At 71.7% G+C, this 13,578-nt stretch carries 11 protein-coding genes; 4 read left to right on the plus strand and 7 right to left on the minus strand.

Going from position 1 to position 13,578, the window contains the following annotated elements:
- Window position 1 precedes the first annotated feature (1 nt).
- Both JKJ07_RS21630 and eno read right to left on the minus strand, forming a co-directional pair.
- Window positions 2-457 (minus strand): FtsB family cell division protein, encoded by a 456-nt coding sequence (locus tag JKJ07_RS21630; protein WP_438871430.1) that lies wholly within the window; start codon window positions 455-457, stop codon window positions 2-4.
- A gap of 317 nt (window positions 458-774) precedes the next feature.
- The gene (gene eno, locus JKJ07_RS21635; RefSeq protein ID WP_184953590.1) at window positions 775-2,058 is read right to left on the minus strand and encodes a phosphopyruvate hydratase; all 1,284 of its coding nucleotides are present in this window, start codon (window positions 2,056-2,058) and stop codon (window positions 775-777) included.
- A 166-nt stretch (window positions 2,059-2,224) separates the two neighbouring features.
- On the opposite strand from eno, the gene JKJ07_RS21640 reads away from it, so the two are divergent.
- The 4 genes from JKJ07_RS21640 (at window position 2,225) to JKJ07_RS21655 (ending at window position 4,746) form a co-directional block, all read left to right on the plus strand.
- The gene (locus JKJ07_RS21640) at window positions 2,225-2,854 is read left to right on the plus strand and encodes a hypothetical protein (protein ID WP_202993525.1); all 630 of its coding nucleotides are present in this window, start codon (window positions 2,225-2,227) and stop codon (window positions 2,852-2,854) included.
- A gap of 42 nt (window positions 2,855-2,896) precedes the next feature.
- A complete protein-coding gene (locus JKJ07_RS21645; RefSeq protein ID WP_202993527.1) occupies window positions 2,897-3,568 on the plus strand; it encodes a hypothetical protein in 672 nt (223 codons plus the stop codon).
- 189 nt (window positions 3,569-3,757) lie between these two features.
- The gene (locus JKJ07_RS21650) at window positions 3,758-4,309 is read left to right on the plus strand and encodes an RNA polymerase sigma factor (RefSeq protein WP_236029664.1); all 552 of its coding nucleotides are present in this window, start codon (window positions 3,758-3,760) and stop codon (window positions 4,307-4,309) included.
- Window positions 4,306-4,746 (plus strand): hypothetical protein, encoded by a 441-nt coding sequence (locus tag JKJ07_RS21655; RefSeq protein WP_202993531.1) that lies wholly within the window; start codon window positions 4,306-4,308, stop codon window positions 4,744-4,746. Before JKJ07_RS21650 ends, JKJ07_RS21655 begins: the two co-directional genes overlap by 4 nt.
- On the opposite strand, the gene JKJ07_RS21660 is transcribed toward JKJ07_RS21655, so the two are convergent.
- The 5 genes from JKJ07_RS21660 to mfd all read right to left on the minus strand — a co-directional run bounded on the left by JKJ07_RS21660 (window position 4,688) and on the right by mfd (window position 13,569).
- Window positions 4,688-5,803, minus strand: coding sequence for a protein kinase family protein (locus tag JKJ07_RS21660; protein WP_202993539.1), 1,116 nt, complete (start codon window positions 5,801-5,803; stop codon window positions 4,688-4,690). The genes JKJ07_RS21655 and JKJ07_RS21660 overlap by 59 nt on opposite strands.
- A 201-nt stretch (window positions 5,804-6,004) precedes the next feature.
- Window positions 6,005-7,621, minus strand: coding sequence for a DUF885 domain-containing protein (locus tag JKJ07_RS21665; RefSeq protein WP_202993541.1), 1,617 nt, complete (start codon window positions 7,619-7,621; stop codon window positions 6,005-6,007).
- Window positions 7,622-7,631: 10 nt separating this feature from the next.
- On the minus strand, window positions 7,632-8,642 hold the full coding sequence (locus tag JKJ07_RS21670; RefSeq protein ID WP_202993543.1) for a nucleoside triphosphate pyrophosphohydrolase: 1,011 nt from the start codon (window positions 8,640-8,642) through the stop codon (window positions 7,632-7,634).
- A 513-nt stretch (window positions 8,643-9,155) separates the two neighbouring features.
- Window positions 9,156-9,824, minus strand: coding sequence for a hypothetical protein (locus JKJ07_RS21675; protein ID WP_202993545.1), 669 nt, complete (start codon window positions 9,822-9,824; stop codon window positions 9,156-9,158).
- A 121-nt stretch (window positions 9,825-9,945) separates the two neighbouring features.
- Entirely contained in the window at window positions 9,946-13,569 is a 3,624-nt protein-coding gene (gene mfd / locus JKJ07_RS21680) for a transcription-repair coupling factor (RefSeq protein WP_202993546.1), read from the minus strand.
- Between the last annotated feature and the right edge of the window lie 9 nt (window positions 13,570-13,578).

Consider the following 13,578-nt stretch of genomic DNA (forward strand, 5'->3'; position numbering starts at 1 on the left):
TTCAGTTGGGGGACTCCGCGTCGGCGGCTCGGACGCTGCTCCACAGCGTGTCGTACCAGCGGTCGGGTGCGGCCGCCGGGGATTTCTGGCCGGCCTCGGCTGCGGCGCCGGCCGGGTCGTTCAGCACGAGCAGCGGGGTCTCCCCCGGCCGCACGTAGAACAAAGTCTCACGGGCCTGGGCCCGGAGGTATTCCGGGTCCTTCCACTTCTGCAGCTCCTGGGCCTTCTGGGCGATCAGCTCCCGCTGGGCGGCCTGGTCGGCCTCGAGCTGGGCGATCTGCGACTCCTGGGCCAGATAGACGCGCAGGGGATAGGTGTAGGCCAGGGCGAGCGCGAGGAACACGACGATCAGAACCATCGCGCGGCCGGTCAGTGCGCGCGGCCGGGGGGCGACGGTGCGCTTGGTGGCCCCTCGGCCCGCATTCCCCGTACGCCGGGAGGCCGTCGGCCGGTTCACGGTCGCGCGCTTGACGTTCCTCGTCGGGCGGCCGGTCGCGCTGTTACGGGCGGCTCCGCTCCGGCTTTCCTGCTCCTTGCCGGAGCTTTGTACGCTTTTGCGAGCTTTGTCAGCGCTGCCGTTCCGGATATTGCCGGTATTACGGACTGGTCCGGTGGTGCGAGCGCGCGACGCTCCGGGGCGGCGGGACGGACCCTGACCGCTCGGTGATCGTCGCTGTGTCGTCACCCTGACCCCTCCGTCACGTGTTGTGGCGCCCGCTGAAACCTATGCCCGTTTCCGGGGGCGCCACAACTCCATGATCTAGCGGGCGCTCGTCACGCCGTGCGGTAACGCGGGAAAGCGCCCGCACCGGCGTACCGGGCCGCGCCCTCCAGCTGCTCCTCGATGCGCAGGAGCTGGTTGTACTTCGCGACGCGGTCGGACCGGGCCGGGGCGCCGGTCTTGATCTGGCCGCTGCCCACCGCGACGGCCAGGTCGGCGATCGTGGTGTCCTCGGTCTCGCCCGAGCGGTGGCTCATCATCGTCTTGAAGCCGGCCCGGTGGGCCAGGTCGACGGCGTCGAGCGTCTCGGTCAGCGAGCCGATCTGGTTCACCTTGACCAGCACGGCGTTGGCCGCGCTCTCGGCGATGCCCCGGCCGATGCGGGTCGGGTTGGTGACGAACAGGTCGTCGCCCACGATCTGGATCTTGTCGCCCAGCTCGCCGGTCATCGCGCTCCAGCCGGCCCAGTCCTCCTCGGACAGCGGGTCCTCGATCGAGACGATCGGGTAGTCGGCGGCCAGCTTCGCGTAGTACGCGATCATCTCGTCGGTCGACTTCGGGGTGCCCTCGAAGACGTACGCCCCGTCCTTGTGGAACTCGGTCGCGGCGACGTCCATGGCCAGCACGATGTCGCTGCCCAGGGAGAAGCCGGCGGCCTGCACGGCCTCGGCGATCAGGTCGAGGGCCGACGCGTTGGACGGCAGGCTCGGCGCGAAGCCGCCCTCGTCGCCCAGGCCCGTCGACAGGCCCTTCTTCTTGAGCACCGACTTGAGCGCGTGGTAGACCTCGGCGCCGGTGCGCAGGGCCTCGCGGAAGGTCGGGGCGCCGATCGGCGCGATCATGAACTCCTGCACGTCGACGTTCGAGTCGGCGTGGGCGCCACCGTTGAGGATGTTCATCATCGGCACCGGCAGGACGGCCGCGTTGGGGCCGCCGACGTAGCGGAACAGCGGCAGCTCGGCGCTCAGCGCGGCCGCCTTGGCCACCGCGAGGGAGACGCCCAGGATCGCGTTCGCGCCCAGCTCGCTCTTGTCGGCCGTGCCGTCCAGGTCGAGCATCTTCTGGTCGATGAGGCGCTGCTCGCTGGCCTCGTAGCCGACGAGCTCGTCGGCGATCTTGTCTTCGACGTTCGAGACCGCCTTCTCGACGCCCTTGCCCAGGTAGCGACCCTTGTCGCCGTCCCGCAGCTCGATGGCCTCGAAGGCACCGGTGGAGGCGCCCGAGGGGACCGCGGCGCGGCCTACCGTGCCGTCGTCCAGCCCGACCTCGACCTCGACGGTCGGGTTGCCCCGGGAGTCCAGGATCTCGCGGGCGACGATCGCTTCGATGGTGGCCATGTGTCGTGTCGCTCCTTCATTCAGGCTGCCTTTGGCTGCCGTTCACACCGACCGCGACCCTGCGGCCGACCACGGCACTGAGCGTATCGAGCCGTCGTGACGCTCGTACGGTTGCCCTTGGGTTTTGGCTAAGGTCCGGCCGGGGTTCACCGATTACCCCGTCACTATGAGCACACCTACGCTTCCCGCCGACGGGTCGTTCATCGAGCTGACCTCGTACGGCGAAACGCTGCCCGGAGTTCGCGTCGTGCACACCGCCGGCGCCATGCTCACGCTCTCGCTGGCCCTCGACAACGTGCCGCCGGCCGGCTCGACCGTCACGCTGCGCTGGGCCACGGCCCCGCGCGGCCGGTACGCCTCGCTCGCGAACGTGACCGCCGTCGACGGGAACCGGGTCGACGTGCAGCTGGCCGGGGAGGCCTCCCTGGAGCAGAGCCGGGACTTCGTACGCGGCGGGGGCGGCGAGCCGATCGTGCTGCTCCGGCCGGACGGGCCGGCCCAGGGCTTCGTGCGCGATCTCAGCGAGCGGGCCGTACGGGCGCAGTTCACCGACGTCGAGGTGCAGCCGGGCGAGGACCTGACACTGCGCGTCCAGGTGGGCGACGAGGTGGTCGAGTTCGCGGCGCAGGCCGTCAAGGTGAGCTCGATGCGCCAGCAGATCCCGCGCCGGGGCCCGATGATCGTCGAGATGGTCGCCGTCTTCGCGGGCACCGACGAGCACTCGGCCCGCGTGGTCCGGCGCTACATCATGCACGAGCAGTTGATGGCCCGGGCACGGAGCGCAGCTTCGCAGTAACTGGTTTGCCTGAGGTTGCGTGGATGGGCCAAGGTGTCAGTCGTGCCCACTGTTACGCGCCTTACCGCCGCCGGCCTGACCGCCGCGTGCGTGGCGCTGCTCGGCACGGCCGGCTGCGGCGACCTCGACGAGGCGAGCGCGGCCCCGCTGAGCCGGGAATCCCTGATCACCGAGACGGCCGGGCAGCTGGCGGCGGGCGCGGCCCTGACCTATTCGGCGAAATATCAGGTGGCCGGCGGCGAGCTCGCCACGGTGAACCGCGCCCAGCGCCCGCTCCGCGCGTCGTACGTCTATCCCGGCGGCCGCCTGATCGTGACGTCGACCGTCACCATCAAGTGCACGGCGTCGACCTGCGAATCCGACACGGCCGACCCCGCCGCCGCGGCCACGCTCGACAACGGCCCGCTGATCTCGGCCGAGGCCGTCCAGGCGATGCTGGCCACGGCCGCCCTCGACCCGGTCGTCGAAACCACCCAGCACGACACGACGATCGCCGGCCGCCACGCCACTTGCCTGTCGCTCTCCGGCGTCGACAACACCCCGGCCGACGAGTTCGACCTGTGCGTGACCAACGAGGGCACCCTGGCCAGCTTCACGGCCACCATCGACGGCGTCCGCATCGACCAGGCCCTGACGTCCCTCCGCGAAGACCTCCCGGACGACGCCTTCCTGGTCCCCACGAACGCCAAAATGATCGACAAGTCGACGAAGTAGCCCCCTGCCCGTTCTTCCTGACTCCCTCCTCCTGCCAACCTCCTCCATGCCCGGCGGCCCTCCTTCCCCCGCTCTCCCGGCCGCGTCCCTTCCCCGCGCCTTGCCCTGCCCCCCGCGCCTTGCCCTGCTCCCCTCGCGCCCGTGAACCTTTCTCCCCTTCCGCCCGACTGAATGCTCAGGGAGGTGGGGATGAGCGACGAGCTTCTGGTCGTCCGATGCCAGCTCGGGGAGCGTGACGCGTTCGCCGAGCTGGTTCGCGAGTGGCACGGTGCGGTCGAGCGATACGTCACCCGGATGCTGGGACGCGGTGACGACGACGTGGTGCAGGAAGTGTGGCTGGCGGTGGTCAAGGGGCTGCCCCGGCTGCGGGAGCCCGAACGGTTCGCTCCGTGGCTGTTCACGATCGCCCGGCGGGCCGTCATGAACCGGCTGCGGGAGGCCTACGCCCCCACGGCCGAGCCGCTGGATCAACCGCAGCCGACGTCGGGGCGCGGGATCTCGACGCCGGTGTGGGAGCCGCCCGCATCGGAGGCGGTGGTCGATCGCGAGGCGATGGCGGGGGCGTTGGCGGCGCTGCCGGCCCGGGAGCGCGAAGTGCTGCTGCTCTTCTATCTCGAGGATCTGCCGCTGGACGCCTGCGCGCAGATCTGCGGGGTGCCGGTCGGCACGATCAAGTCGCGGCTCCACCGGGCCCGGCGGCTGTTGCGGGAGGAGCTGACGCGAGAGGGGTACGAGGCATGACGCCGGAAGACGTGCTGGGACGACTGGACGCACGGCTGTCGCCCGGGCGGCGGATCGCGTACGTGGTGGTGGCCCTGGCCGGGCTGGTCGGGAGCGCGCTGATCGGGCTGTTGTGGGCGACCGAGCCGGCGCTCCCCACCCGTACGGGCGTGGCCTTTGCCGTGCTGATCGCGATCGGCCTGAGCTGGACGGTGGTCGGCACGTGGGCGGTCACCCGGCGGACACCACTGTTCGCACGCGATCGGGTGGTTGCGGGGTGGCTGGGGTTGGCGGCGTGGGCCGTCTTCGCGGGCGGGGCGCTGATCGTCGCTCCCGGCGTACGGGGGTGGCCGTTCGTGGTTGTCGGCGCGCTCGGCGTCGCGGCGGTGGTCGCCCTGGTCAGCGCGCTGCGAACCCGGTCCGCCCTGCTGCGTCGCAAGGCCGAGCTGGGTGGCTAGGCTCGATCAAAACCTCGAGCAGCCCCCGTACGGCCTGAGCCCGCGCCCGCTGCCAGCCGCGCAAGGTGGGATGGCCGGGCGGCGCGGGCAGCACCGATCGGTAACGCCACATCCCGCCGAGGGCAGCGACAAACCGTCCCGCCCCGCCCGGAAGCGTGCCGAGAACCCTGCGAGCGGCCTCGAGCGCAGCCGCGGGCCCGTCATGGTGTCCACTACCCACGATGTCGGCGGCGAGCCGGGCCCGATCGAGCCAGTCGGCCCCCGCACACCCGAAACTCCAATCGACCAGCACCACCCGCCCACCGGCACCGGCTGTCGACTCACGCGGACCGACTATCGCCGCCAAGCCCGGAACCGCAGCGCTTGCGGGAGCGGCGGCTGTGCTCGGGATGTCGGCCGGTTCGGGGCCGGGGTCGATCACGGCGTTGTCGGCGCGGATGTCCTGGTGCACCAGGGTTCGGCCGGCTGTCCACTGGGGCCAGCCGGCCGACAGCCGGGCGAGGGCGGGGGCGTGCTCGCGTTCCCACGGGTCGAGCCGGCCGGGATGTTCGGTCAGGAGCCGATGCCAGCCGTCGAGGTCGGTGAGCAGGTCGGCGATCGGTGGCAGGACCGGCGGCGCTGCGATTCCGGCGAGCGTCTCGCAGGCTGCGGTGACCAGGCGGATGCCGTCGTCGGTCCACGGCGGGCCGGCCGGGACTCCCTCGGCGGCCGTCATCACCAGCGCACACCAGTCGCCGACTTCGGTCACGCCGAGCAGTCGGGGTGCGGGCACCGACCGGGGCAGGGCCGCCAGGACCACCGCCTCCTGCTTGTAGAACCGGTGTGACTCGCTGCTCGCGCTCGCGGCGACGGCCTTGACGAAGACCCGCCGCCCGTCGGCCAGCTCCACGATCGCCGCCGGGCCGGGTGACATGCCTCCGCTCACGTCACGGCTCGCACACATCCGCGCGCCGAGGACTTGTTCCACCGCCAGCCGGACTTCCGCGGGCACGGATCGCCAGGCCGGCCGCCGTGCGAACAAACCCGGCGCGGCGAAGTCGGGCATGGACGAAGACATGCGACCTCCAAGCCTCAGGGCCGTCCCAGCATCGCTCAAAGCCGTCCCAGCATCGCTCAAAGCCGTCCCAGCGCCGCCCAAGGCCGCCCCAGCGCCGCCCAAGGCCGCCCCAGCGCCGCCCAAGGCCGCCCCAGCGCCGCCCAAGGCCGCCCCAGCGCCGCTCAGGGCCGTCCCATCGGCGGCGCCCGGGGCCGGAGGCGGTCAGACGCCGAGCAGGGTGCGCAGGTGGCGGGGTGGTGGGGAGCCGTGGGCGAGCATGGCGTCGTGCCAGGCCTTGGGGGTGGCGCCGAAGGGGCGGGCCGCGGCGATGGAGGCGACCTCGGTGTAGCCGACGAAATAAGTCGAGAGCTGAGTCGAGGTGAGCAGCGCGCGACGCCACTTGCCGGCGGCCTCGCCCTCCTCCTGGAAGCCGGCGCCCGTCATCATCGCCATGGCCTCGGCCTCCTGCAGGTCTTCGCAGTGGACGAGCTGGTCGATGATCGCGTTGAGGCTCATGCGCAGCTGCATCTTGAGCTGTTGCAGGCGCACCGGCAGGCCCCCGAAGCCCAGGTCGGCCATCGCCTCCTCGGCGTAGACCGCCCAGCCCTCGACGAACGGGCCCGACCAGCCCAGCGCGCGCACCCGGGTCGCGGCCCGGAAGCGCCGCGAGTGGGCGATCTGCAGGAAGTGGCCGGGCATCGCCTCGTGGACGGTCAGGTCGCGGAGCATGTGGTCGTTGTATTCGCGATAGAACGACTCGACGCGCTCGGCCGGCCAGTCGGAGGGCGTCGGCGAGATGCAGTAGAACGTCGGCACGTCGGCCGTCTCGAGCGGGCCGGGCGGGTCGCAATAGGCCACGGCGACGCCGCGCGCGAACTCCGGCATCTCTTCGATGACGCACGGGTCGTCGAGCAGGGTGACCATGTCGTGCTCGCGGACGAACTCGGTCGCCTCGCCCATCGTGAGCTTGGCCAGCTCGACGATCGTGTCGTTGGCCGGATGCTGCGCACCCAGGTCGCCGAGGGCGCGGCGGACCGTCTCGTCGGTGGCCGGGCCGCCGGTCAGCTCGGCGGCCGCCGCACGCAGGCGCTCGCCGACCTGGTCGAGATTGGCCCGGGCCCGCGAGAGCACCTCGGCCGCGGGCAGTTCGGTGTCGAGCGTGTGCCAGAGGCGGGCCTCCCACAGGCGACGGCCCAGGCGCGGGTCGCGGCCGGGCTCGCCGCTGTCGACCCGGGCGTGCAGCCAGCCGTCGAACTCCTCGAGCGCCTTGAGCGCGGCGGCCGAGGACGGCTCGAGCGCGCCCCGCATGCCCGGCTCCTGCTCGAGCAGGGCGGGCAGCTCGTCGCGGATCAGCGCGGCCGTGCCCGCGAACTGGCCGATCGCCGTCTCGGCGTGGATGCGCGGCACATCGCGCAGGACGGCCCGGGCCGTGGCCAGCGCGTCGGGGATGGCCGCGAGCCGGCCGCCGAGGCTGGCCAGCCGCTCCTCAGCCGGGGCGAACTGGCGGGAGATCAGCGCGTGCAGCAGCGGGCCGGGGTTGTGCTCCAGCGGATTCCACTCGTGCTCACGCACGTCGCCCAGCTCGAACAGGCCGCGCTCGGCCATCGCGCTGAGCATGGCGTGATCGACCTGATCCTCCGGGTCGAGCGCGTCGGCGTCGACGCCGGAGAGAGCGTCGGTCGCGTCGCGCAGCATGGCGACCTGAGCGTCGACCGCGCCCGGGGAGAAGTCGGGCAGGCGGTCGTCGAACCGGTGGTCACCCGAATAGGTGGCCAGCCCGGGGTCGCTTTCGAGCAGGGCGTCGACGATGCGCTCGGCGAGCGGTACGAACTCCGGCATGTCGTGAAACCTACTCGGCCGGTCCGACAATTTTGAGGACCGTCGCTTTTGCGGGCGCCGTCTCGACCTTGGGCTCGACCGCTCGCACGGCCTCCGCGTATTCCAACGCCGTACGCCGGAGGGCCTGCTCGGCGTCGCCGCCCTCGGCCACGATGCGGAACAGCCGGGCGCCGAGCTCGGACCCTTCTGGCAGCGGCACGTCGAGCCCGGCCCGCCCCGTACGGGAAAGGATCTTGGCGGCCAGGGCGAGGGCGGGCTGGCTGAGCGCGATGCCGTCGAGCACAGAGTCACGGGTCTTCTCGGCCTTCTTGATGGCGTCCCAGTTGCGGGTGATCTCGTCGATGTCGGCCACCTCGACCCCCGCGAACACGTGCGGATTGCGGCGCACCATCTTGTCGACCAGGCCGGCCGCGACGTCGTCGACGGTCCAAGCTTCGTCCTCGGGAAGCTCCTCGGCCAGCCGCGCGTGCAGCACGATCTGCAGCAGCACGTCGCCCAGCTCCTCGCGCAGCGCGTCGGTGTCGTCCGCCTCGATCGCGTCGTACGCCTCGTAGCTCTCCTCGAGCAGGTAGGGCGCGAGCGTACGGTGGTTCTGGGCCCGCTTCCACGGGTCGCCGCCCGGCGAGACCAGCCGGTCCATCACCGCCACCGCGTCGAGCAGCCGCGCCCCCGGCGGATCCCACGACCCGTAGATCAGCTCGAGCTCGGCCAGCCCCGGCTCCCGCGCCAGCCGCAACCCCAGCCCCCGCGCGAACGCCTCGTCCCCCGTCGGCCCGGCCAGCCAAACAACCGCGGCATCCCCTTCAGCCTCCCCCTCGGCGGCCCCCAGCTCGGCGATCAGCAGCTCGGGGTCGCTCTCGATGACCGTGACCGGCACGCCGCTCTTACGCAGCGCCTCGGCCTGCTCACTCTCGCCACCCGCGAACACCGGATGAGCCCGCACCACATCCCAGGCGGCCGCGGTCAGCAACCCAGCAGGCAGGCGCGGCGAGGTGACAAGCAGAAAGATCCGTGCGGTCATGTGCGCAACTTTGCCACCCGGGAGCAGCCACCACCTCCCCCACCCGCCCTGGGAGATATAAGGACGCTACTGCTTGTCAAGCCCGCGAACCGGGTTGTCCACAGGCCCAAGCAAGTCATCCACAGAGACGTCAGTCACAGCGCCAGAGCGGCCAACAGCAGCGGCGCAGGGGCGGGCAACGCGCCGGCGCAGGGCGGGCAGTGCGGCGGCGCCGGGCAGTGCGGCGGCGCCGGGCAGTGCGGCGGCGCCAGAGCGGGCAGTGCGGCGGCGCCAGAGCGGCCGGTAGCGGCGGCGCAGGGGCGGGCAATGCGCCGACGCCGGAGCGGGCAGTGCGGCGGCGCAGGGCGGACAGTGCGGCGGTGCAGGGCGGGCAGTGCGACGGTGCAAGGGCGGGCAACGCGGCGGCGCCGGAGCGGCTAGTGGCAGCGGCGCAGGGGCGGGCACTGCGGCGAACGAAACGGGCCCGGCCCCACTGACAGGGCCGGGCCCGCGAAAAGCGCGAGTAAATGAAGCTCAGGAAACGTCGGTGACCGTGCTCTGCGAGGACTCACCCAGGGGCACTTCCACCAGCGGCTTGAGCTCACCCTGTTCGGTCTGGAACTCCAGGACCGGGATGGTGAGCGGCTGGTAGCGCGGGTTCACCGTGATGTCCGCCGTGCCGGTGAACTCGCCGACCTCCTTGCGGACCGCCGCCGCCGTCTTGACCAGGGCCATGTTTTCCGCCGGGAGCGACGTCTTGAACTGGTCGAACGTCGTGCCGGCGGGGACGCCGCCCGAGCGGAGCAGCACGGTGTAGACCTCGCGCAGGTCGTCCTCGGTGACCTCGGGCGCGGAGGACTGGACCTTCGTGCGCAGCGCCCGCAGCAGGCCGTCGAACTCGGCGTAGAGACGCACGTATTCGGCGGTCTGGGGCAGCCGCAGCCGGCTGGCGTGGTCGGCCAGCCCGAGGTCGGCCGGCAGGGAGACGCCCTCGCGCTCGGCCACGTCGGCCAGCACGTCGTGGCCGACCAGTGTGCGGACGATGTCGATCCGCTTGATCGGCATGGCCGGGGCCGCGGCGGACTCCGGCTGCTCGGCCGAGCCGGAGGCGGCCGCACTGGTCAACGCGGCGTTCGCGTCGTCCCAGACCTCCTGCACCCGAGCCTCGGTGATCTTGGCGCTGTCGCCCACGTAGGCGGCCACGGACGGCTCGGACCGGCAGGCGGAAAGCCCGCCCACCCCGAGACACGCAACGACGACGATGGATGCCAGTCGGCGAGCACGCTGCATGACACTGACTCTCTCACGCCGGGTATGAGCGAGATCACCCGACCCCGGCCGAAGCGGGGGCCGGGACCTCGCCCAGCACGTCCTTGAGGAGCTGGGCGCACCATTCGAGCAGGGCCTGGTCGCGTAGGGGCTCGCCGCCGACGCGGCGGGTGCTCGGGCGGGGCACGCTGACCTGGTCGGTCGCGTGCTTGTAGACCGAGTCGGGGTGGTAGCGCTTGAGCCGCAGCTGCTTCGAGTCGGGCAGGGGCAGCGGGGAGAAGCGGATGTGCTTGCCCTGCATCGACACGTCGGTCAGCCCGTACGCCCGGGCCAGCTGGCGGAAGCGGGCCACCGCGATCAGGTTGGCCACCTGGGCCGGCGGCTCGCCGTAGCGGTCGGTCATCTCGGCCACCACCTCGTCGAGCTTCGCGCCGTCGCGGGCCTCGGCCAGCTTGCGATACATCTCGAGGCGCAGCCGTTCGACCGAGATGTAGTCGACCGGCAGGTGCGCGTCGACCGGCAGGTCGATCTTGACCTCGGGCTCCTCCTCGGGGCGCTCGCCCTTGAACGCGGACACTGCCTCGCCGACCATCCGCACGTACAGGTCGAAGCCGACGCCCTCGATGTGGCCGGACTGCTCGCCGCCGAGCAGGTTGCCGGCGCCGCGGATCTCGAGGTCCTTCATCGCCACGTACATGCCCGCGCCGAGCTCGGTGTGCTGGGCGATGGTGGCCAGCCGCTCGTGGGCCTGCTCGGTGAGCGGCTTCTCGCGGGGATAGAGGAAATACGCGTAGGCGCGTTCGCGGCCCCGGCCGACCCGGCCGCGGATCTGGTGCAGCTGGGCCAGACCGAGCAGGTCGGCCCGCTCGACGATCAGCGTGTTGGCGTTCGGGATGTCGATGCCGGACTCGACGATCGTGGTGCAGACCAGGACGTCGAACTCCTTCTCCCAGAACCCGACCATGACCTTTTCGAGCTGTTCCTCGCTCATCTGGCCGTGGGCCACCGCGACCCGGGCCTCGGGCACCAGCTCGCGCAGCTTGCGGGCCGCCTTGTCGATCGACTCGACCCGGTTGTGCAGGTAGAACACCTGGCCGTCGCGCAGCAGCTCGCGGTGGATGGAGGCGGCCACCTGCTTGTCGTCCTGGGCGCCGACGAAGGTCAGCACCGGGTGCCGTTCCTCGGGCGGGGTGGCGATGGTCGACATCTCCCGGATGCCGGTGATGGCCATCTCCAGCGTACGAGGGATGGGGGTGGCCGACATGGTCAGCACGTCGACCGAGGCCCGCAGCGCCTTGAGCTGCTCCTTGTGCTCGACGCCGAAGCGCTGCTCCTCGTCCACGATGATCAGGCCGAGGTTTTTGAACTTGGTCGAGTTGGCCAGCAGGCGGTGGGTGCCGATCACGATGTCGGCCGTGCCGTTGGCCGCCTCCTCCAGGGTCAGCCGGGCCTCGGCCGGGGTCTGGAACCGGGACAGCTGCTTGATGGTCACCGGGAACTGGCTCATCCGCTCGGTGAACGTGTTGTAGTGCTGCTGGGCCAGCAGGGTGGTCGGCACCAGCACGGCGACCTGCTTGCCGTCCTGCACCGCCTTGAAAGCCGCCCGTACGGCGATCTCGGTCTTGCCGTAGCCGACGTCGCCACAGATCAGCCTGTCCATCGGGACCTGCAGCTCCATGTCGTGCTTGACCTCGATGATGGCCGACATCTGGTCGGGGGTCTCGGTGTAGGGGAACGCGTCTTCGAGCTCGCGCTGCCACGGCGTGTCGGGGCCGAACGAGTGGCCCTTGGAGGCCTGGCGGGCCGCGTAGAGCTGGATCAGCTGGGCGGCGATCTCCTTGACCGCCCTCTTGGCCCGCGCCTTGCTCTTCTGCCAGTCGGCGCCGCCCATCTTGTGCAGCGTGGGTGACTCGCCGCCGACGTAGCGGGAGAGCTGGTCGAGCTGGTCGGTCGGCACGTAGAGGCGGTCGCCGGGCTGGCCCCGCTTGGAGGCGGCGTATTCGAGCACGATGTATTCGCGGTCGGCGCCGTTGACCGTGCGCTGCACCAGCTCGACGTAACGCCCGATGCCGTGCTGCTCGTGCACCACGAAGTCGCCCGGCTTGAGCTCGAGCGGGTCGATCGTGTTGCGCCGCCGCGACGGCATCTTGCGCATGTCTTTTGTGGAGGCGCCGCGGCCGCCGGTGATGTCGTTGCCGGTGATCACGGCGAGCTGCGAGCCCGCGTCGACGAAGCCGTGGTTGAGCCCGCCGCAGGTGACGAGCAGCTGGCCGGCCTCGATCGGGGTCTCGATGGAGTCGGCCGGGGTGACGCCGAGGCCCGCGTCGCGCAGCAGCTCGGTGGCCCGCTGGGCGGTGCCGTGGCCCTCGAAGACCAGCGCGACGGCCCAGCCCGCGGCGGCCCAGTCGTGCAGGTCGGCGGCGAGCTTGGCGGTGTCGCCGTGATAGAGCGGCACGGGCTGGGCGGCCAGCGCCACCGCGTCCCCCAGGTCGGGCGAGACCTCGACCGACGGCTTCTCGAGCCAGGGCTGATCATCGGCCGCAGACGAGTCGGAGTCGGCGAGGCCGAACGGCGACACCGTCCACCACGGCTGCGAGAGGGTCGCGGCGTGAGCCCGTACGTCGGCCAGGGTCTTGAAAGCCACGGCCCCGACGTCGATCGGCGCCTGACCGCCGACGGCCGCCGCCGCCCACGACGCCTCCAAGAATTCATCAGACGTACGGGTCAGGTCGTGCGCGCGGGTGCGGATCCGCTCGGGGTCGCAGAGCAGCACGTGGGTGCCGGCGGGCATGCAGTCGATCAGCAACTCCATGCTGCCGGTGCCGTCGAGCAGCGCCGGGGCCAGCGACTCCATGCCCTCGACCGGAATACCCTCGGCCAATTTGTCCAAAATCTCCGCAAGCTCCGGGTGAGCCTCGGAAAGAGAAGCGGCACGGGAACGAACAGAAGGGGTCAGCAGCAGCTCCCGGCAGGGCGGCGCCCACAACGACTGGACCGGGTCGATGGTCCGCTGATCGGCCACAGCGAACGTGCGGATCTCCTCCACCTCGTCGCCCCAGAACTCGACGCGCGACGGGTGCTCGTCGGTGGGCGGGAAGACGTCGAGGATGCCGCCCCGGACGGCGAACTCGCCGCGCTTGGTGACCAGGTCGACCCGCGCGTACGCCATGTCGGACAGCCGCCGGGCGACCTCTTCCAGCTCGGCCGAGCCGCCGGCGGTCAGCTCGACCGGCTCGAGATCGCCGAGACCCTTGAGCTGCGGCTGCAGCAGCGAGCGGACCGGCGCGACGACGACCTGGATCGGCGCCTCGCCCGGGTGGGCCAGCCGGCGCAGCACGGCCAGGCGACGGCCGACGGTGTCGGAGCGAGGCGACAGCCGCTCGTGGGGCAGCGTCTCCCACGACGGGAAGACGGCGACCCGGGACGGGCTGATCAGGCAGCCCAGCGCGTCGGCCAGGTCGTCGGCCTCGCGGGTGGTGGCGGTGACGGCCAGCACCGGCCGGCCCGCGCCGCCGATCTCGGCCGCCCCGGCCACGGTGGCCACGACGAACGGCCGCAGCGAGGCGGGCGCGGTGAGGTCGAGCGCGTCGGACTCGGCGAAGCCCTGGCGCGCCACGTCACGGGCACGCGCGAGACCGCGGTCGCGAAGCGCGGCGGGAATGAGACCGGAGAGCTGCATCGAAAACCC

Origin of the sequence: Paractinoplanes lichenicola (assembly GCF_016785085.1) — a bacterium.
GTDB classification, from domain to species: Bacteria; Actinomycetota; Actinomycetes; order Mycobacteriales; family Micromonosporaceae; genus Actinoplanes; species Actinoplanes lichenicola.